Here is a 19,307-nt window from a genome sequence, read left to right on the forward strand (position 1 = left end):
GCAGAGCATGACATAAATCATTCGAAACCATAACTTTGCGCATGACCCGACGCCCTTTCGGCGGGCCACCTTGCAGGAAGCTTCCACCGCTACAGGCGGGCCCCACCCACCCATCACCACCACCATGGCCACCAGTACCACCATTGCCGAAACCGGGGCCATTACCCGGTTTGCCGGGCGGTTTTTTCAGGAGGGTTTCCGGCCGCGCTACGAGGTGCAGGAGCTGCTGCACCAGTGCTTCGTGGTGGGCTACCAGTCGTTGCCGCTGGTAGGCATCACGGGGTTCATCATGGGCATGGTGCTCACGCTGCAAAGCCGGCCCACCATGGCCCAGTTCGGGGCCGAGTCGTGGATTCCGACCATGGTGGGCCTCACCATCATCCGCGAGATGGGGCCGATTATCACGGCGCTGATTTTCGCGGGCAAAATCGGGTCGAGCATCGGGGCCGAACTGGGGTCGATGCGCGTGACCGAGCAGATTGACGCCATGGAGGTTTCGGGCACCAACCCGTTTAAGTACCTGGTAGCCACGCGGGTGCTGGCCGCCACGCTCATGCTGCCGGTGCTTACCGTGCTGGCCGACGCCATTGGGCTATTTGCGTCGTACCTCGGCGTCAACCTGAAGGGTTTCACCAGCTTGGCCCTGTTCACCAACAACATTGTGGCGGCCCTGACCTTTGGCGACGTGGTGCCAGCAGTTATTAAAACTTTCTTTTTTGGCTTTGCCATTGGCATCATTGGCTGCTACAAAGGCTATTATGCCGATAAAGGGACCGAGGGCGTGGGCCAGGCCGCCAACTCGGCGGTAGTGGCTTCGTCGCTGGTCATCTTCATTCTCGATTTGCTGGCCGTGCAGATTACCGGCCTGCTGGGCCTCAACTAACCGCCTCCGATGCTGCCCGCCCCTGCTCCCGTGGCCGCCCCCGCGCCGCCCCCCGCCGCTACCGAAGCTGTGCTTACGGTGGCCAACGTCAGCAAGGCGTTTGGCACCAACCAGGTGCTGCACGACTTTTCGCTGGACGTGCGCCGGGGCGAAAACGTGGTGGTGCTGGGCAAGTCGGGCGCGGGCAAGTCGGTGCTTATCAAGTGCATCATCGGGCTGCTGCCGGTGGATGCGGGCACCATTCGGGTGCTGGGTCAGGACGTGGCCATGCTGGACCACGCCGCCCTCGACCAGTTGCGGGCGCGGGTGGGCTTCCTGTTCCAGAGCAATGCGCTGTATGACTCGATGACGGTGCGCGAAAACCTGCTGTTCCCGCTGCGGCGGCACTGGCTGGCGCACCGTCCCGGCGAGGAGGACGAGCTGGTGCGCCAGGCCCTCGACGACGTGGGCCTGGGCCACACCATTGAGATGATGCCGGCCGAGCTGTCGGGGGGCATGCGCAAGCGCATCGCGCTGGCCCGCACCCTCATTCTGCACCCCGAAATAATTCTCTACGACGAGCCCACCACTGGCCTCGACCCCGTGACGGCCCGCGAAATTGACCAACTCATCCGGGAAGTGCAGCAGAAATACGGCACTTCAGCGCTCATCATCTCGCACGATATGAATTGCGTGCGCCTCACCGCCAACCGCGTGGCCCTGCTGGTGGACGGCCGCTGCTACGCCTTGGGCACCTACGCCGAACTAAAGGCCAGTGTCGACCCGGCCATCCACGAGTTTTTCTCGGAATAATCATTCTTTAACACCTCCCCGTCATGCCTCAGCGCCCCGCCAGTACGTATTTCCGCCTGGGCTTGTTTGTGCTGGTCGGGCTGGGCTGCCTGCTGGCCGTGCTGTTTCTGCTGGGACGCAAGCAGAATTTGTTTGGCGATTCGCTGGAAGTGCAGGCCGATTTTCGGAACGTGGCGGGCCTGCTCACGGGCAACAACGTGCGGCTGGGCGGCATCAGCGTGGGCACGGTGAAGGACATCCGCATTCTGAACGACAGCACCGTGCGTGTGGGCCTGAGCCTGAACCGCGAAGTGCAGCCCTACGTGAAGAAAAACGCTATTGCCTCCATTGGCACCGACGGGCTGGTGGGCAATACCATCATCAACCTAAAGGCCGTGCCCACCCCGGCCCGGCCCATCGAAAGCGGCGACGTGCTGCGCACCACCACCCCGCTGGCGCTGGATGCGATGCTGGGCACACTCAATATATCGAACAAAAACCTGGTGGGCATCACCAAGGACCTGCGCGAGATTACCCACAAGCTCAACGGCAGTGATGCGCTTTGGCAACTACTGAACGACAAGCAGCTAGCCCTCGAAATGCACCGCAGCCTACGCAATACGGCCACGGCCACGGCTCTGCTGCAAGCCTCGGCGGCCGATATGCAGCAGCTCACGCGTGGGCTGCGCCAGGGCAAAGGTCCGGCCGGCTACTTGCTCACCGATACGGCCTTTGCCGGCCGCATGCGCCACGCCACGCGCCAGCTGGCCGGTACTTCCGATACGCTGGCCCGTACCCTGGCCGGCCTCAAACGGCAGATTCAGACCCCCAACGGCCCGCTCAATACCTTGCTGGCCGATACGGCCATGGCCCGCAACCTGCGCCAGAGCCTGCGCAACGTGGAGCTGGGCACGGCCGGCTTCAGCCAGAATATGGATGCGCTGAAGCATAACTTCCTGCTGCGCGGGTATTTCCGCAAGCAGGCCAAGAAGGATAAGGCGCAGGCGGCCACGCCGTGAGGGTTGGCGGTGTGGAGATTAAAAAGAATATGGAACGGTCATGCTTCGGCTGCGCTCAGCATGACCGTTCTGGTTTTTTGCCATGAGGTTATAGGACCGAACCTACGCGCACCGGACTTCCGGCATGTCAATGCCGTGCGCGCGGATGTAGGCGGCGTGCTCGGTGAGCTTCAGCTGGCATAGCTGGGCCAGAACCGGGCCGTTGGGGTCGGCCGCGATGCGGTCGAGGGCGGCCATTACGAGTTGGTAGCGGCTCATGTTGTTGAGCACCAGCATATCGAAGGGCGTGGTAGTGCGGCCTTCCTCCAGGTAGCCGTGTACGTGGAAGCGGGCCGGGCCGGGCCGATGGTGCAGCAGCTCATGAATGAGCGTGGGGTAGCCGTGGAAGGCGAAAACTACCGGCGCATCGGCCGCGAACAGGCTCAGAAAGGTGGCTTCCGGCAAGCCGTGCGGGTGGGCGTCGGGGGCCATGAGGGCCATCAAATCCACCACGTTTACCACGCGGAGACGGAGGTTGGGCAGGTGCTGCCTAATGAGGGCGGCGGCGGCGATGGTTTCGGTGGTGGGCACATCGCCGGCGCAGGCCAGCACCAAGTCGGGGTGCGGATGGGTTTCGCTGCTGCTCTCATTCCCGGCCCAGTGCCAGGCCGAAATGCCCCGGCTGCAATGCTCGCGGGCGGCCTCGATGCCCAGCCACTGGGCCTGCGGGGCTTTGGAGGCCACAATCAGGTTGATGTAGCCGCGGCTGCGGAGGCAGTGGTCCATCACGGCGAGCAAGCAGTTGGCATCGGGCGGCAGGTACACCCGCGCCACCGAGCTTTTCCTGGCCGCCACCGCGCTGAGGAAGCTGGGGGCCTGGTGGGTGTAGCCGTTGTGGTCCTGCCGCCAGACGTGGGAAGTGAGCAGGTAGTTGAGCGAGGCCAGCGGCTGCCGCCAGGGCACTTCCTTGCTTGCTTTCAGCCACTTGGCGTACTGGTTCAGCATGGAATCGACCAAGGGAATAAATGCCTCGTAGCAGCCAAATACGCCGTGCCGGCCCGTGAGCAGGTAGCCTTCGAGCCAGCCCTGGCAGGTGTGCTCGCTCAGGATTTCCATCACGCGGCCATCCGGGGCCAGGTATTCGTCGGTTTCGCGCAGGGGGCCGAGCCAGGCGCGCTGGGTGGCTTCAAACAGCGGGGTCATGCGGTTGGAAGTGGTTTCGTCGGGGCAGACCACGCGGAAGTTGCGGGCGTCCTCGTTGCGGCGGAACACGTCGCGCAGGAAGGTGGCCAGCTTGTGCGTGGCGGCTGCCGTTACGCTGCCGGGCGAAGGCACCATTACGCCATAATCGCAGAAATTGGGCAGCTTGAGGGGCACCAGCAGCTGGCCGCCGTTGGCGTGCGGGTTCATGCCGAGGCGGCGCTCGCCGGTGGGGCAGCCGGCCAGCAGTTCCTCGCACAGGTGGCCGGTGAGGGGGCGGCACAGGTCCTGCGGGCGGTAGCTGCGGAGCCAGGCGTCGAGCACGGGCAGCTGGCGGGGCTGGCCGGCGGGGTCGGCCACGGGCAGCTGGTGGGCATGAAACGTGTTTTCGATAGCCTGTTCATCCACTGTGAGCGGGCAGGTCCAGCCCTTGGGCGTTTGCAGAATGAGCATGGGCCAGGCCGGCACCCCATCGAGCAACCCCAGCCGGGCGTGCTCCTGAATGCGCCGGATTTCGGCGTGCGCCCAGTCCAGGGCCTGCCACATGGCGGCGTGTACTTGGTGGGGCTCGCTGCCGCTCACAAACCGCACCTGATAGCCGTAGCCGGTGAAGAGGTGGCGCAGCTCCTCGTCGCTCATCCGCCCAAAAATGCTGGGGCCCGACAGCTTGTAGCCGTTGACGTGCAGGATGGGCAGCACCGCGCCCGAGGTGGCCGGGTTCAGGTACTTGTTGGAATGCCAGGCGGCGGCCAGCGGGCCGGTTTCGGCCTCGCCATCGCCCACCACGCAGGCCACGATGAGGTCGGGGTTGTCGAGGGCCGCGCCGTAGGCGTGCGACAGGCAGTAGCCCAATTCGCCGCCCTCCTGAATCTGGCCGGGCGTGCCGGGCACGAGGTGGCTGGGCAGGCCGGAGGGCCACGAAAACTGCCGAATGAGCTCCTCCAGGCCGGTGCGGTTGACGGGGTATTGCGGGTCCACTTCGCCCAGGGTGCCTTCCAGAAACAGGTTGGCCAGGATGGCGGGCGCGCCGTGGCCCGGCCCCGTCACCAGCAGCACGCTGGCATCGGTGTCCTGCACCAGGCGGTTGAGGTGGGCGTACACCAGGTTCAGGCCCGGCTGCGTGCCCCAGTGCCCCAGCAGGCGCGGCTTGATGTCGGCGGCCTGCAAGGGGCGCTCCAGCAGGAAGTTGTCGCGCAAATACAGCTGGGCGGCCCCGAGGTAGTTGGCAGCCAGCCAGTAGCGGTGCAGCTGGGCCAGGCGGGTGGCCTGGGGCACGGCGGTGGTCGTGAGTTCGGGAGTCATGGGCAAGAGCTGGCGAAGTGACTATCGGGCGGAAACGGGCAGCCGGCTCAATCGGTGGTGGGCAACACCAGTACCGGCACGGGACTGCGGTGCAGCAGCTGGGCCGTCACGCTGCGGTGGAACAAGCCCCCGAGCAGGGTGTGCGGCCGGGCCAGCACCACAATGAGCTGGGCGTCAACTTCGGCGGCGGCGTGCAGGATGCCGTCGGCGGGGGATTCTTCCCGCACTTCGTAGAGGCTGTTGTTATCGAGAGGCCCAAACAGGCCCGTGCGGCGCACCGCATCGAGGCCGATACCGGCTTTTGAGGGGCCATGCGCGGCGGCTACATGCACCACCGTGGTGGTTGGTTGCAGGGCCTCAAACAAGTCGGCCAAGGCCAGCGACGGGGCGGTCAGCCAAAAGGGCTGGTCATCGGCGGCCACCACTATGCGGCGGGGCAGGTCCGTGGCGTTGCTTTCTTCGGGCACCAGCAGCAGCGGGTAGTGCGCGCCCTGCAACACGGGCAGCGCCATATTGCTGAGCACCCGGTCAATCAGATTGGCGGGCTGTTCGCGGCCGGCGGCCAGCAGCAGCGGGTGGTGGCGCATCACGGCATCGGCCAGGGCCAGGCCCAGGGTGTCAATGGTCATCTCCGGCTCGGCGGGCACGGGCAGGTGGTCGGCGCGCTGGGCCAGGTCGGCCAGCACCGCGTGGCGGCCGGGCGTAACCACGGGCACCATCAGGGCCGACTCGGGTAACAGCAGCGGGTCCTGAAACACATGCATGAGCACGAGGTGGCCTTCCGGCAGCTGCGTGGCCAGTTGGCTGGTGTAGCGGAGCACCGCATCGGTGGCGCTGTTCAGGTCAGAGAGAACGACGAAAGTTGGTTGCATGACGAGAAGCCGGAAGAAGTTGGTGAGCGCCGTCCCGCCGGTTCCGGCGCTGAGCCAGGTGGGGAGCGCAACCGAATACGGCGGGGGCATGCTCGCCCCGCCGGGGAGTTCTGGTTAACACGGATGGGGCTACCAATTCAATCAATACGCTGTTTCAAAAGCGTTTCACCTGCTCCGGATAGCGCTTGGGAGTTACTCTAAATTTCGATAACTCATCGGCCCGGCACCATAAGCATTATCAACCCGGTGCATGAATTATATCATTGACGACGACCATTCCGGCACCATCAGCCAAGGCCAATCGGGCCTCCCCCCTGCTCAACTGCTGGGCCGATTACTGGCCGGGCGCTTCCCGGCCAGTAATCGGCCCAGCAGCTGGCCCAACACCAGCGTCACCACGGCCGGCCCCGCAATGAGCAGCAGGGCCACCAGCGTGAGCTTTTGCAGCCCCAGCAAGTGGTGTAGCAGCGGCTGCACGTAGGCCAGCACCATCAGCCCGGAGCACAGGGCCAGCGCCAGCCACACGTAGCGGTTGCGCAGAATGTCGTTGTGCCACAGGGGCGTGTGGCCACCCGCCATGTTGAAGACGTGCGCCAGCTGAGCGGCGGCCAGCCCGAAAAACAGCACGGCATTGGCGGCGGCCGGAGCCAGGCCAAAGTGGTGCCGGGCAAGGTAGTCGGCCCCGAGCAGGGCCACGGTCATGAGCGCGGCGTAGGCTACCGCCAGGTGCCAGTCGCCGGGCCGCATAATGGGGCCTTGCGGGTCCTGCGGCGGGTGCTGCATCGCGCGGGGGCTGCCCCTGCCCACACCCAGCGCCAGGGCCGGAAACACGTCGGTGAGCAGGTTGAGAAACAGGATTTGCAGGGGCAGCAGGCCCGCGCCGTGGCCCAGCAGGCCGGCGGCCATCACCACCAGGATTTCGCTCAGGTTACATGACACCAGGTAGAGCACGAAGCGCCGGATGTTGGTAAAAATGATGCGCCCTTGCTCCACGGCCACCACGATGGAGGCAAACGAGTCGTCGCGCAGCACCAGGGCGGCGGCCTCGCTGGCCACCTGGGTCCCGCGCCGGCCCATGGCCACGCCGATGTCGGCTTTTTTGAGGGCGGGCGCGTCGTTCACGCCATCGCCGGTCATGGCCACGACGTGGCCGCACTGCTGGTATAGGCTGATGAGGTCCAGCTTCTGGGCCGGGCTCACGCGGGCAAATACGCTGGCCTGCCACAAGCGGCGGCGGCCTTCGCCGTTGGGGTGCGCGAGCAAACTCTCCAGCTCCTCGCCCGTCACCACGGTTGTGTCCGAATCGGTGGTGAGATGCACCTGGTGGGCCACCGTGAGGGCCGTGGCGGGGTGGTCGCCGGTCACCATCAACACCCGGATGCCGGCCCGCTGGCAGGCTTCGAGGGCGGGCACCACTTCGGGGCGCGGCGGGTCGAGGAAGGCCACCATGCCCAGCCAGGTCAGCTCGTCGGCCCAGTTGGGCTGATGCTCATCGGGCAACTCGCGATAGGCCAGGGCCAGCACGCGCAAGCCACTGGCAGCCAGCTCATTGGCGCGGTGCAGCCATTCGGTGTGCTCGGCCGGGCCGATGGATTGGGCACCGCTCGCCAGCTGCTGCGCGGCGCAATGCGGGAGCACGGCCTCGGCGGCACCCTTCACCGCTACCCAGGCCCGGCCCCCGGGCAGTTGGTGCAGGGTGGCCATGAGGCGGGTGTCGGAGTTAAAGGGCTGCTCGGCCAGGCGCGGGTCGGCCAGCGCCGCCGGCACGTCAAACGGCCCGCCGTGGGCCAGGGTCAGCAGCGCCACTTCGAGCGGGTCGCCGAGGGCAGCATCGGCGGAGGCCGGCGAGTAGGTGGCGTTGTTGCACAGAACGGCCACCCGCAGCAGCAGCTGGTAGGCCTCGCCGGTGAGCGCCGCCGGCCCGGCGGCCCCGGCCACCGGCGGAAAATGCAGCTGGCCCTCGGGCAGCCACACGGTTTGCACGGCCATCTGGTTCTGGGTAAGGGTGCCGGTTTTGTCGGTAAAAATGACGTCGGTGCCGCCCAGGGTTTCCACGGCGGCCAGGCGCTTCACCAGCACGTTATGGCGGGCTAGGCGCATCATGCCGTAGGCCAGGGCCAGCGTGGCCACAATGGACATTCCTTCGGGAATGGCCGCCACGGCCAGCACAATGGCAATTTTCAGCAGGCCAAACACCGGCTGGCCCTTCGCCAGCCCGATACCCACGTAGGCCGCGGCCAGCCCCACCGTGATGTACACCAGCTGCCGGGCCAGCCGGTCGAGCTTGGCTTCGAGCGGGGTGGCCGAGCGGGCGGCGTGCTGCACCAGCTGCGTGATTTCGCCCAGCTGCGTGCCGCTGCCCACGCCCGTCACGTAGGCCCGCCCCGTGCCATTGACCACGGCCGTGCCCTTGAACAACTGGCTGGTCGCTTCGGTGGATTTGTCGGTGAGTTTATCCGTGGATTTTATGTCGCATCCGTCGCTAGTGGCCGGGGCCACCGCCTTCCCGGCGGGCATCGATTCGCCGGTCAGGGCCGACTCGTTCACCTGGAGCTGCTGGGCTTCAAACAGCGCGGCGTCGGCCGCCACCACTTCGCCGGCCTCCACCAGCAGCACATCGCCGATGGTGACGTGGGGAGTGGGCACGGCGCACACCTGACCGTCGCGCAGCACGCGGGCCGTGGTCAGGCCCAAGCGGCGCAGGGCGGCCATCGAGGCCTGGGCATTCCACTCCAGCCAAAAGCCCAGGCCGGCGTTGAGGACAACGACGGCCAAGATGGCGAAGCCCTCGGCGTAGTCGTGGAAGGCAAACGAAAAACCCGCCGCCCCACCCAGCACCAGCACAATCAGGCTGCGAAACTGGCGCAGCAGCACCTGCCACCAGCTGTCGGGCAGCACGGGCTCCACGGCGTTGGGGCCGTAGCGCCGGAGCCGCTCGCAGGCCTCGGCTTCGGTGAGGCCAACCACGCGGGCAGCAAGTGCCGGCGACGGCGGCAGTTCGATGAGCTCGGCCATGACGACGGCAATGGAAAGGAAACCAACTGATACCAACTACCCCACAGTATAGCGCATAATAACCAGAAATACACTTTTTTATTCTCCGAAGCCTACTCACCAGACCAGCATACTATCGGCCGCGTGGTGGGCCTGCCGGCGGTGGGCTGCCGTGGGTTCGGCGGCTGGCACGGCCAGCACGGGCACGGGGCTGCGGCGCAGCACTTCGGCCGTCACGCTGTGATGTAACAGGTCGCCGAGGTAGCTCCGCCGGCGGGCCAGCAGCACCACCAGGTCGGCCCCCAGGTCGTCGATGGCGGCCAGAATGCCATCGGCCGGGCGGTCATATTGGTAGCCGCGTGGCTCCGCCTCGTGCAGGCCCTTGGTGAGGCCGCTGAGCTCCACGGCGTGGCGGGCGCGGGCGCAGTTTTCATCGTCTTCGACGCCCGATACGTGTACGATGGTAACGTGCGGGGCGAGCCGGTGCAGCAGCTGCTTCACGCCATCGATGGCCTTGGGCAGGGCAAACGGCTCGCTGTCAGCAGCAATGAGCACGCGCCGGGGCGGCGTGGTGGCGGCCGTGCGCAGGGGCACCAGCAGCAGGGGCAGCTGCCCGGCGCGCAGCAGCTCCAGCAGCATCAGGCTCAGCTGGTCAGGGGCGGCGGTATCATCGGCGGACCGGCCCACCACGAACAATGCCGGGTTGTGCTGCCGGGTGAGGGCCTGGGCGGCCGCCGGCAGCAGGTCGGTGAGAAGTTCCACCGTGGCCGGCGCGTGGAGCTGCCCGGCCAGATGGGTCAGCATGGCCTTGATGCCAGGCTCCTCGGCCAGCTCCTGCCGCCGCCAGCTGTCCCCGGCAAACACGTAGGGGTCGAAGAAAGAAATGCGGTTGGCGTGCAGCAGCAGCAGGTGGCCGCCCACGCCGCCGGCCAGCGCGTCGGCGTAGCGCACGGCGCGCTGCGCCTCGGGATAAAAGCTGGTCAGGACAATGAAAGAGAATGACGGGGCCGTTTTCATTGCGGGGTGGATTATTGACGCGGTCGGGGAATTCAGCACGTTTGTCATCCTAAAAGTTTGCGAAGAATGGCAAACGGTAAAAAGAGCCGATACCCGGCCCTAAAACGAGCCGGCGTAAGCCCCCAGCACGCCCGGATTGCGGGCCATGCCGGCCTCCTCGGTCAGCGTGTCGTCGAGCTGGTAGTCGGAATCGGGCAGCAGCTGGGGCTCCCGGTAGCGGTTTGGCACCGTGCGGTAGGGGGACGCTGCGCGGACAGATTCCGGTGCCTCGGCAATGGAATCGGGCGGGGATGCGGGCGGGTAATATATTTCCGGGATTGGCTGGGGCATGACGCAAAGAGGCTTTGTGATTGAACTGATTATCAAGCCGTAATTGTATCTTCATGCGCGTTGCGGGGTTAATCATCGGGGCGGCCGTCAGTGCAGCGACCGTAAGTGGTTGTTCACGTCGCGGGCACCGCAGTCGCGGGCATCGGCGGCGGCGTGCTGGCGCTCCAGCCACGTATCCACGGCACCGGTGAGGGTGGCGCGACCATTGGCCACGCACACCTCAATGTCCTGGTCGTGCAGCAGCGCCGACCAGTAGAAATGCAGCCGGATTCGCTGCTCCAGGGCTTGGTCGGCGGCGGGGCCTTCGAGGTCGGCCAGGTCGTCGTCGTCGTCCGCCTGAGACTGCGCCGGGGCCACCCGCACATGGTTTTCCAGCTCCACTACCCCGTTGATGCCGCTGGCCACTTCCGCCGTGCGCTGCTGGTCGAAATGCGAATCGACGGAGCCGCCCACCCGCAACCGGCCGTGCTGCACGCTCACCAGCAAGTCGTAGCCGGCCAGATAGGCATCGGCGGCCAGGGCCGTTTTTGCCTGCTGCCGCATCACGTCATCGGCCACGGGCGTGGCGGGATGCACCTGGAGCAGGTTATGCACCTCTTTCACGCCCAGCACGTTGCGGGCATCCTGGCCGGCGGCGCGGCGAGCACGCAGGTTGCCCACCGCGCCGGTCAGGGTCACGGTGCCGTCTTCGACCTGCACGGTGGGCGCATCGGGGTGGCAGCGCGGGTCGTAGCGCAGGGCATCGCGCACGGCCCGGGCCACGTCCTCGTCGGCTTTCGGCGCAAAGCGCTGGTGACGCAGCACCTTGTCGAGCGCCCAGGGGGCCACTTGCAGCTGCGCGGCATCGACGCTGGTAGCCCCGGCCCGGTGGGCGGTGGCCAGTACGTGGTCGAACTCGGCCGCCGTGCCCACGGTGCCGGTCAGGCGCACCGCGCCGTGGTCGGCGGCAATGTCCACGAGCGGGCTTTTCACGCGCAGGTCCCAGGCCAGGCACTCCCGGATGTGGGCGGCAATGTCTGCATCGGCAGTAGCTACCGGACCGCCGCGCACCACCAGGCGGTTGTGCAGATGGCGCACGCCGGGCACGCCGCGCAAGGCCCGCAGCACCAGCAGCTCCTCGGCCCAGGTTTGCACGCTGCCTTCCAGAATGACTTCGCCGTCGTTGGCGTAGCTGCGCACCTGGTAGCGGCGCACGGCGGGGTCGTTCTGCAAGACCCGCACCACCCGGCGCTGTAGTTCGGCATTGGGCACATCGGGCGTGCGGATAATCAGTTCGTTCACTACCCCACGCACGCCGCGCACGGCTTTGGCCACTTCAGCGGCTCGCTCGCGGGCCAGCAGGTTGTCGGTGAAGCCGTTGAGGACCACAATGCCCTCGTGCGTGGCCACCTCCACCAGGTGCGAAGTGACGCCCTTTTTGAGCATAAATAACAGCTCGATGGCCGCCGTGATGTCGGCATCGGCCAAATGCTCATCCGTTATGAGCGTGGCAGGTTGGCTTTTCATGGCGAAGAGGCGCTAATAATGAGGAGCACCCGGGCACAGGCAACCTGCCCCGGGCCAAATGGCCTAGCAGGCCCGGTACCGGGCCGGGGCACCGTGGCGCAGGCCAGTGGCCAGCAGCCCCAGCACCAATAGCAGAGAAAATAACAGCGAGGACGTGACCATAACAGCGCTATTTAAAGGCCAGGGGAACAGAATAAACCGAAGGATTTCTGACTGCTGCAAGATGCATTCGGCGGCGACATTCAGGCCGTGACAACTATCATATATTACCATGATTTTAATTAGCACTCCCTGGCGCTCGGGCGGGGCTTGACGCCGCTTTTCAAGCCCGGGCCGGGCCTTATCCGGCCGGCCAGCGTAGCGCGGCCGCGCAATTGCAGGCCAGCGGCTTAGTTTTGCTGATTCCCCAATCTTGCCTGCTTCAGTAAAGCTGCCTATGCCCCCGGAAACCACTACTTCTTCTTCCCCCGAAACCAACCGCCGCAAGTTCTACATCGCGGCCACCAACGGCACGGCGCTGTATGTGCTGGCTTATTATTTCGTGTGGGGCCTGCACCAGGCGGCCAAGGCGGCCGTGTCGCACCACTTCCAGCTGCGCGGGATATGGGACCCGAGCGGCATCCGCTACACCCTGGCCGATAACGAGTGGTGGCGCACGGCCATCGTCGCGGTGTATGGCAGCGGGCCGGCGGTGTGCCTGGTGCTGGGGCTGGTGGCGTTTCGCTGGTACTGGCGGGGCGAGCGGGCGCGCCGGGGGCAGTTCAAGCTGCTGCTGCTGTGGGTGGCGTTCCATGCTTGCAACGCCGTGTTCGGGGCCTTGCTGGCCGACACGTTCACGCATTCGGGCTTCTGGTACGTGCCCGACTGGCTCCTGGGCATCGGCAGCGCGATGAACGTGGTGCTGGCTCTGCTGGCCGGGCTGGTGCAGCTGGGCCTGGGCTATTTCGGGGCCATCGCCTTCCTGCAGGCCCACGACTCGCACACGGTGATGCGCTACGACAAGCGCCAGCTAATGGTGGTGAGCACCCTCATTGCGCCCTGGGTGGTGGGCAGCGTTTTCATTGCCCTCACCAAAATGCCCTACCTCACCATGCAGGAAACCCTGCACCTGGCCATGATGGGCCTGCTGGTGACTCCGCTAGCCCTGGGTTGCCTCAACGAGGTATTTTCCGAAACCGTGAAGCGCCCCCAAGCCACGCGTGTGGCTTGGGGGCTGCTGGGCCTGGCCCTCATGGTAGCCGTAGCCTGGCGGCTGGCCCTGAGCCCGCCACTGACATTTGGCTGAGGCAACTGAAACGACTGCAAAAGCCCCGGCCCGCCGGGGCTTTTTTTGTGCCCGACTACCAGTGCATAAACTGGTATTGAGCCGCACAGCATAGGATTTCCGGCCTTTTAGGGCCCTGTATTATTCTCGCAAAATGGTCCGGTATCGTCGCAATCACTGCGGCGGGGCCAACCAAATGGGCCAGAATCCGCTTAAGAGTTGGAAGGATTCTGTTCTTTAAATCCTCAACACCAACTTTCACCCCAATCCACCAACACCTTTATGGGAATTACCCTGAAACAAGCCCAAACGGCCGTGCAAGCCGCCCACGAAAAAGCCCTCGAAATGGGCGTTAAGATGAACATCGCGGTGGTCGACGGCGGTGCCAACCTCGTCGCATTCATCCGCATGGACGATGCCTGGCTGGGTTCGCTGGATATCTCCATCCGGAAAGCCAAAACGGCGCGCTTCTTCGACATGCCCACCGGGGCCATCGGCGGGCTGTCACAGCCGGGCGGTCCGCTCTTCGGCATTGAGCACTCTAACGGCGGCCTCATCAGCTTTCCCGGCGGCATCCCCATCAAGGGCGATGGTGGCCTAGTGATGGGCGCCATCGGCGTATCAGGCAGCACCGTGGAAGACGACCACGCCGTGGCCGAAGCTGGCCAGCTGGCCATCGAAGGCAAGCGCTAGGACGCGCAACCGCCGCTCCAAACGCCATGCCTGCACTTGCCAGGCATGGCGTTTTTCTTTTCCTGTTTACTTCATTAACCCCATCATCATGGCTAGCAACAGAGGCGTTGTTTACCTGGGTCCCGGCAAGGTCGAGGTCCAGAGCATTGATTTTCCCGAGCTAAAGAACCCCAAGGGCAAGAAAATTACCCACGGGGTGATTCTCAAGGTTATTTCAACGAACATTTGCGGTTCGGACCAACACATGGTGCGCGGGCGCACCACGGCGCCGGCGGGGCTGGTCCTGGGCCACGAAATCACGGGCGAGGTAATTGAAGCCGGCGATGACGTGGAATTCCTGAAAAAGGGCGACCTCGTGTCGGTGCCGTTCAACGTGGCTTGCGGCCGCTGCCGCACCTGCAAGGAGATGAAAACCGGCATCTGCCTGACCGTGAACGAGGGCCGCGCCGGCGGGGCCTACGGCTACGTGGACATGGGCGGCTGGGTGGGCGGCCAGGCCGAGTACGTGATGGTGCCTTATGCCGATTTCAACCTGCTGAAATTCCCGAACAAGGACCAGGCAATGGAGAAAATCCGCGACCTGACCATGCTGAGCGACATTTTCCCGACCGGTTTTCACGGGGCCGTAAAGGCCGGCGTGGGGCCGGGCCTGACGGTGTACGTGGCCGGCGCGGGCCCGGTGGGTTTAGCGGCCGCTGCTTCGGCGCAGCTGCTGGGCGCGGCCGTGGTGATTGTGGGCGATATGAACAAGGCCCGCCTGGCGCACGCCCGCTCTTTCGGCTGCGAGACGGTGGACCTGAACGAGGACGCCAACCTAGCCGACCAGATTGCCCAGATTCTGGGTGTGCCGGAAGTGGACTGTGCCATCGACTGCGTGGGTTTTGAGGCCAGCGGCCACGGCACGCAGGCCAAAACCGAGGTGCCCGCCGCCGTGCTCAACTCGCTCATGGAAATTGCCCGGGCAGGCGGCTCCATCGGCATCCCCGGCCTGTACGTGACCGCCGACCCTGGCGCGACGGACCAAGCCGCCAAAACCGGCAACCTGTCCATCCGCTTCGGGCTGGGCTGGGCCAAGAGCCATTCTTTCCACACCGGCCAAACGCCCGTGATGAGCTACAACCGCCAGCTCATGCAGGCCATTCTCTACGATAAAATCCAGATTGGCAAAGCCGTGAACGTGGAAATTATCAGCCTTGACGACGCGCCCAAAGGCTACGCCGAATTTGACAAAGGCGTGGCCCGGAAGTTCGTCATCAACCCGCACAACCTGATTCCGGACGTGAAGAAGACCACCGCCAAGAAAGAAACCGCCGCCGCTTAGGCACCGGCTGAAACGGACGTAACAGCCGGGCTGCCAGGGAGGCGGCCCGGCTGTTTGGCGTTTGGGGCTATCATAATTGAAGCTGTCTAGCGGTTAGGAGTGGCTAATAAACCTCTGGCTCATAGAAAAAAGCGTTGCGGGTTGTTACCGAATAATACCCTAAGCCTGAGTAGCCGATAAACCAGCTGTCGCCATCTTTAAATGGGGCGTCGTTCCAGCTGTGCAGCGAATGACCATTCGAGAAATCAACCGTCAAGTCACCCCATTCCGTAAGAATTGCTTTAGTGACAGAAGTGCCTTCCAGTGTCTTTAGAGCAGGCACTATGTTAGCATCGGCATCCTCATGCCAAGTGCAGATGATGTGTCCGGCTTTAACAATTCGCCAGGCGCAGTATACCATTAATGAGAATTCACGCTGAAGCTCATCAGTCTTCGATGTGGGTTTGAATTCCATTGTAAAAATGGAACCTGTACCTGAAACGGCCCGGATGCGCCAAGCTTGCTGCCCCGGCATCTCTTGGATGACTTGCTCAAACTCGGAAAAAGAAGCGCTACGTTTACTCATTCTGGTCGTTGCTTAATTATAACCGGAATTCGAGTTTGCTCGAAACCCCAAACTTACGCGAGCCGACCCCGCCGGAGCGTTTTCCGTACCTTCGCGCACGTTTTCACCCTTACGGTCGCGGACTACAAAGTCCGCGCTACTCCCCCGAATATGCACCCCGCTCCCACCGCGCCTTACAAGCCTAAGAACCACGTTCGCATCGTTACCGCCGCCGCCTTGTTCGACGGGCACGATGCGGCCATTAATATCATGCGCCGCATTATCCAGAGCAGCGGCGCGGAGGTTATTCACCTCGGGCATAACCGCTCGGCGCAGGAAATCGTGGATTGCGCGATTCAGGAAGATGCCCAGGCCATTGCCATTACCAGCTACCAAGGCGGGCACAATGAGTACTTCAAGTACATTTTCGACCTGCTGAAGGAGCGCGGCGCGGGCCACATCAAAATCTTCGGCGGCGGCGGCGGCGTGATTCTGCCCACGGAAATCGCGGAGCTGCAGGGCTACGGCATCACCCGCATCTATTCGCCCGATGATGGCCGCGCGATGGGCCTGCAAGGGATGATTAATAACCTGCTGGAGCAGGCTGATTTTCCGACAGGTCAGAACCTGAATGGCGAAGCTGGCCACGTTAAAGAGAAGGACGCCCGCAGCATTGGCCGCCTGATTTCGGCGGCCGAAAACTTCCCCGAGGAGTTTGAGCGGGTAAAAGGCGACTTAGTGGCCGAGTTTCAGATGGGCGAAAGCAACAACAATCAGAACCTAAGCAGTAAGCGCCCCGCCCCTATTCTCGGTATTACGGGTACGGGCGGCGCGGGCAAGTCCAGCCTCGTGGATGAGCTGGTGCGGCGGTTTTTGATGGACTTCCCGGAGAAGACCATTGCCATCATCTCCGTCGACCCCAGCAAGCGCAAAACGGGCGGGGCGCTGCTCGGCGACCGGATTCGGATGAATGCCATCAACTCGCCGCGGGTGTACATGCGCAGCCTGGCTACGCGCCAGAGCAACCTCGCGTTGAGCCGCTACGTGCAGGATGCCGTGGACGTGGTGCGCGCCGCCAACTACGATTTGATTATCCTAGAAACCTCCGGCATCGGGCAGAGCGACACGGAAATCATCGAGCACTCCGATGCCAGCCTGTACGTGATGACGCCAGAGTACGGCGCGGCCACGCAGCTGGAGAAAATCGACATGCTCGATTTCGCCGATGTGATTGCGCTGAACAAGTTCGACAAGCGCGGGGCGCTGGATGCGCTGCGCGACGTGCGCAAGCAGTACCAGCGCAACCACGGCCTGTGGGACACGCCTACGGACCAGATGCCGGTATTCGGCACCATCGCCTCGCAGTTCAACGACCCGGGCATGAACCGGCTGTACCGGGCGGTGCTGAAGATGCTGGAGACCAAGACCGGGGCCATTTTCGCCTCGCACCTGGAAACCAGCGGCGAGGATTCGGAGAAGATTTACATCATCCCGCCGCACCGCACGCGCTACCTCTCGGAGATTGCCGAAAGCAACCGCGCCTACGACCAGCGCGTGCGCGAGCAGGCCAACATTGCCGAGGTGGCCGGGGCTTTCGCCAAGCTGGAGCAGCACTACCGCGACGAGAAAAAGAGCAGCGAGAGCATGGTGGGCGAATTCGAGAAGAACAAGCAGACCCAGCTGCGCCGGCTCGATGCCGACAGCCAGGCCATTCTGGAAAACTGGGAAGCCACGCTTCAGAACTACCGCAACCCGGAGTACGTGTACTCGGTGCGGGGCAAGGAAATCCGGGTGCAGACGCATACCAAGTCGCTATCGGGCAATATGATTGCTAAGGTGTCGATGCCGCGCTACTCGGGCTGGGGCGACCGGCTGCGCTGGGCCATGCAGGAGAATTTTCCCGGCGAATTCCCCTACACGGCGGGCGTGTTCCCCTTCAAGCGCGAGGGTGAGGACCCGACGCGCATGTTTGCCGGCGAGGGCGGGCCGGAGCGAACAAACCGCCGTTTCCACTACGTGAGCATGGGCCTGCCGGCCAAGCGCCTGAGCACGGCCTTCGACTCGGTGACGCTGTACGGCGAAGACCCCGATTTGCGGCCCGATATCTACGGCAAAATTGGCAACGCGGGCGTGAGCATTGCTTGCCTCGATGATGCCAAGAAGCTGTATTCGGGTTTCAACCTGGCCAACCCCAGCACTTCGGTTTCGATGACGATAAACGGTCCGGCGGCGACGCTGGCGGCCTTTTTCATGAACGCGGCCATCGACCAGCAGTGCGAGCTATACATTAAGGAGCACGAGTTGACGGCGGAAGTCGATGCCAAAGTCGACCAGATTTATGCGGCTAAGAACCAGCTCCGGCCCCGCTACCAGGGCGAGCTGCCGGCCGGCAACGACGGCCTGGGCCTGCTGCTGCTCGGCGTGACGGGCGAGGACGTGCTGCCGGCCGACGTGTACGCCACCATCAAGGCCAAGACGCTGACGCAGGTGCGCGGCACCGTGCAGGCCGACATTCTGAAAGAAGACCAGGCCCAGAACACCTGCATTTTCAGCACCGAGTTTGCCCTGCGCCTGATGGGCGACGTGCAGGAGTACTTCATCACCGAGAAGGTGCGGAATTTCTACTCCGTGTCGATTTCGGGCTACCACATTGCCGAGGCGGGGGCCAACCCGATTACGCAGCTGGCCCTGACGCTGAGCAACGGCTTCACGTTCGTGGAATACTACGTGAGCCGGGGCATGAGCGTGAACGATTTCGCGCCCAACCTGAGCTTCTTCTTCTCCAACGGCATCGACCCCGAGTACGCCGTGATTGGGCGGGTGGCGCGCCGCATCTGGGCCAAGGCCATGAAGCTGAAGTACGGCGCCGACGCCCGCAGCCAGATGCTGAAGTACCACATCCAGACCTCGGGCCGCAGCCTGCACGCCCAGGAAATTGACTTCAACGACATTCGCACTACGCTGCAGGCGCTGTATGCCATCTACGACAACTGCAACTCGCTGCACACGAATGCCTACGACGAGGCCATCACCACGCCCACCGAGGAATCGGTGCGCCGGGCCATGGCCATTCAGCTCATCATTAACCGCGAGCTGGGCCTGGCCAAAAACGAAAACCCGCTGCAAGGCTCCTTCATCATCGAGGAGCTGACTGAGCTGGTGGAAGAGGCCGTGCTGCTCGAATTCGACCGCATCACGGAGCGCGGCGGCGTGCTCGGGGCCATGGAAACCATGTACCAGCGCGGCAAAATCCAGGAGGAAAGCATGCACTACGAGATGCTGAAGCACACCGGCGAGTACCCCATCATAGGAGTGAATACCTTCCTCTCGTCGAAGGGCTCGCCCACGGTGGTGCCAGCCGAAGTCATCCGTGCCACGGAGGAGGAAAAGCAGTACCAAATCGACATGCTCACCCTGCTGCACCAGCGCAACGCCGCCCAGGCCCCGGCGCGCCTCAAGCAGCTCCAGCAAATCGCCGTGGCCAACGGCAACCTGTTCGACGAGCTGATGGAAACGGTGAAATACTGCTCGCTGGGCCAGATTACCAACGCGCTGTTTGAGGTCGGCGGGCAGTACCGGCGGAATATGTAGGAGTTGAAACTATAAGGCTCA

At 64.0% G+C, this 19,307-nt stretch carries 14 protein-coding genes; 7 read left to right on the top strand and 7 right to left on the bottom strand.

Going from position 1 to position 19,307, the window contains the following annotated elements:
* Positions 1–124: 124 nt before the first annotated feature.
* Genes ACVWYF_RS01550 through ACVWYF_RS01560 form a run of 3 tightly spaced genes read left to right on the top strand, consistent with a single transcriptional unit; the run spans position 125 to position 2,673 of the window.
* A complete protein-coding gene (locus tag ACVWYF_RS01550; RefSeq protein ID WP_457063914.1) occupies positions 125–883 on the top strand; it encodes an MlaE family ABC transporter permease in 759 nt (252 codons plus the stop codon).
* Between the two features lie 9 nt (positions 884–892).
* The gene (locus ACVWYF_RS01555; protein WP_457063915.1) at positions 893–1,675 is read left to right on the top strand and encodes an ABC transporter ATP-binding protein; all 783 of its coding nucleotides are present in this window, start codon (positions 893–895) and stop codon (positions 1,673–1,675) included.
* 23 nt (positions 1,676–1,698) lie between these two features.
* Positions 1,699–2,673, top strand: coding sequence for an MlaD family protein (locus ACVWYF_RS01560; protein WP_457063917.1), 975 nt, complete (start codon positions 1,699–1,701; stop codon positions 2,671–2,673).
* Positions 2,674–2,775: 102 nt separating this feature from the next.
* Here ACVWYF_RS01560 and ACVWYF_RS01565 read toward each other — a convergent pair whose 3' ends face one another.
* The 6 genes from ACVWYF_RS01565 to ACVWYF_RS01590 form a co-directional block, all read right to left on the bottom strand.
* A complete protein-coding gene (locus ACVWYF_RS01565) occupies positions 2,776–5,154 on the bottom strand; it encodes a phosphoketolase family protein (protein ID WP_457063919.1) in 2,379 nt (792 codons plus the stop codon).
* 47 nt (positions 5,155–5,201) lie between these two features.
* A complete protein-coding gene (locus ACVWYF_RS01570) occupies positions 5,202–6,026 on the bottom strand; it encodes a universal stress protein (protein WP_457063921.1) in 825 nt (274 codons plus the stop codon).
* 318 nt (positions 6,027–6,344) lie between these two features.
* Positions 6,345–9,041, bottom strand: coding sequence for a cation-translocating P-type ATPase (locus tag ACVWYF_RS01575; RefSeq protein WP_457063923.1), 2,697 nt, complete (start codon positions 9,039–9,041; stop codon positions 6,345–6,347).
* A 96-nt stretch (positions 9,042–9,137) separates the two neighbouring features.
* Entirely contained in the window at positions 9,138–10,037 is a 900-nt protein-coding gene (locus ACVWYF_RS01580) for a universal stress protein (protein WP_457063925.1), read from the bottom strand.
* A 99-nt stretch (positions 10,038–10,136) separates the two neighbouring features.
* Positions 10,137–10,367, bottom strand: a complete 231-nt coding sequence (locus tag ACVWYF_RS01585; RefSeq protein WP_457063927.1) for a hypothetical protein — start codon at positions 10,365–10,367, stop codon at positions 10,137–10,139.
* Between the two features lie 87 nt (positions 10,368–10,454).
* Entirely contained in the window at positions 10,455–11,873 is a 1,419-nt protein-coding gene (locus tag ACVWYF_RS01590; protein WP_457063929.1) for a BON domain-containing protein, read from the bottom strand.
* Between the two features lie 436 nt (positions 11,874–12,309).
* Here ACVWYF_RS01590 and ACVWYF_RS01595 point away from each other — a divergent pair, with 436 nt between their 5' ends.
* From ACVWYF_RS01595 to fdhA, 3 genes are all read left to right on the top strand, one after another.
* Positions 12,310–13,158, top strand: a complete 849-nt coding sequence (locus tag ACVWYF_RS01595; RefSeq protein WP_457063931.1) for a hypothetical protein — start codon at positions 12,310–12,312, stop codon at positions 13,156–13,158.
* Between the two features lie 261 nt (positions 13,159–13,419).
* Positions 13,420–13,830, top strand: coding sequence for a GlcG/HbpS family heme-binding protein (locus ACVWYF_RS01600; RefSeq protein WP_457063933.1), 411 nt, complete (start codon positions 13,420–13,422; stop codon positions 13,828–13,830).
* Between the two features lie 88 nt (positions 13,831–13,918).
* Positions 13,919–15,151: a formaldehyde dehydrogenase, glutathione-independent gene (gene fdhA / locus ACVWYF_RS01605; RefSeq protein ID WP_457063935.1), complete on the top strand. Its 1,233-nt coding sequence runs from the start codon at positions 13,919–13,921 to the stop codon at positions 15,149–15,151.
* A 103-nt stretch (positions 15,152–15,254) separates the two neighbouring features.
* Here fdhA and ACVWYF_RS01610 read toward each other — a convergent pair whose 3' ends face one another.
* Positions 15,255–15,716, bottom strand: a complete 462-nt coding sequence (locus ACVWYF_RS01610; protein ID WP_457063937.1) for a hypothetical protein — start codon at positions 15,714–15,716, stop codon at positions 15,255–15,257.
* 150 nt (positions 15,717–15,866) lie between these two features.
* Between ACVWYF_RS01610 and ACVWYF_RS01615 the strand changes: the two genes are divergently transcribed.
* On the top strand, positions 15,867–19,286 hold the full coding sequence (locus ACVWYF_RS01615) for a methylmalonyl-CoA mutase family protein (RefSeq protein ID WP_457063939.1): 3,420 nt from the start codon (positions 15,867–15,869) through the stop codon (positions 19,284–19,286).
* The last annotated feature ends 21 nt before the right edge of the window (positions 19,287–19,307 follow it).

The sequence above is a fragment of the Hymenobacter sp. UYAg731 genome, from assembly GCF_054061335.1.

Excerpts from the sequence above, each read along its gene's own strand:
- ACVWYF_RS01550 (WP_457063914.1), top strand. The coding sequence starts at position 125 with ATGGCCACCAGTACCACCATTGCCGAAACCGGGGCCATTACCCGGTTT.
- ACVWYF_RS01555 (WP_457063915.1), top strand. The coding sequence starts at position 893 with ATGCTGCCCGCCCCTGCTCCCGTGGCCGCCCCCGCGCCGCCCCCCGCC.
- ACVWYF_RS01560 (WP_457063917.1), top strand. The coding sequence starts at position 1,699 with ATGCCTCAGCGCCCCGCCAGTACGTATTTCCGCCTGGGCTTGTTTGTG.
- ACVWYF_RS01565 (WP_457063919.1), bottom strand. The coding sequence starts at position 5,154 with ATGACTCCCGAACTCACGACCACCGCCGTGCCCCAGGCCACCCGCCTG.
- ACVWYF_RS01570 (WP_457063921.1), bottom strand. The coding sequence starts at position 6,026 with ATGCAACCAACTTTCGTCGTTCTCTCTGACCTGAACAGCGCCACCGAT.
- ACVWYF_RS01575 (WP_457063923.1), bottom strand. The coding sequence starts at position 9,041 with ATGGCCGAGCTCATCGAACTGCCGCCGTCGCCGGCACTTGCTGCCCGC.
- ACVWYF_RS01580 (WP_457063925.1), bottom strand. The coding sequence starts at position 10,037 with ATGAAAACGGCCCCGTCATTCTCTTTCATTGTCCTGACCAGCTTTTAT.
- ACVWYF_RS01585 (WP_457063927.1), bottom strand. The coding sequence starts at position 10,367 with ATGCCCCAGCCAATCCCGGAAATATATTACCCGCCCGCATCCCCGCCC.
- ACVWYF_RS01590 (WP_457063929.1), bottom strand. The coding sequence starts at position 11,873 with ATGAAAAGCCAACCTGCCACGCTCATAACGGATGAGCATTTGGCCGAT.
- ACVWYF_RS01595 (WP_457063931.1), top strand. The coding sequence starts at position 12,310 with ATGCCCCCGGAAACCACTACTTCTTCTTCCCCCGAAACCAACCGCCGC.
- ACVWYF_RS01600 (WP_457063933.1), top strand. The coding sequence starts at position 13,420 with ATGGGAATTACCCTGAAACAAGCCCAAACGGCCGTGCAAGCCGCCCAC.
- fdhA (WP_457063935.1), top strand. The coding sequence starts at position 13,919 with ATGGCTAGCAACAGAGGCGTTGTTTACCTGGGTCCCGGCAAGGTCGAG.
- ACVWYF_RS01610 (WP_457063937.1), bottom strand. The coding sequence starts at position 15,716 with ATGAGTAAACGTAGCGCTTCTTTTTCCGAGTTTGAGCAAGTCATCCAA.
- ACVWYF_RS01615 (WP_457063939.1), top strand. The coding sequence starts at position 15,867 with ATGCACCCCGCTCCCACCGCGCCTTACAAGCCTAAGAACCACGTTCGC.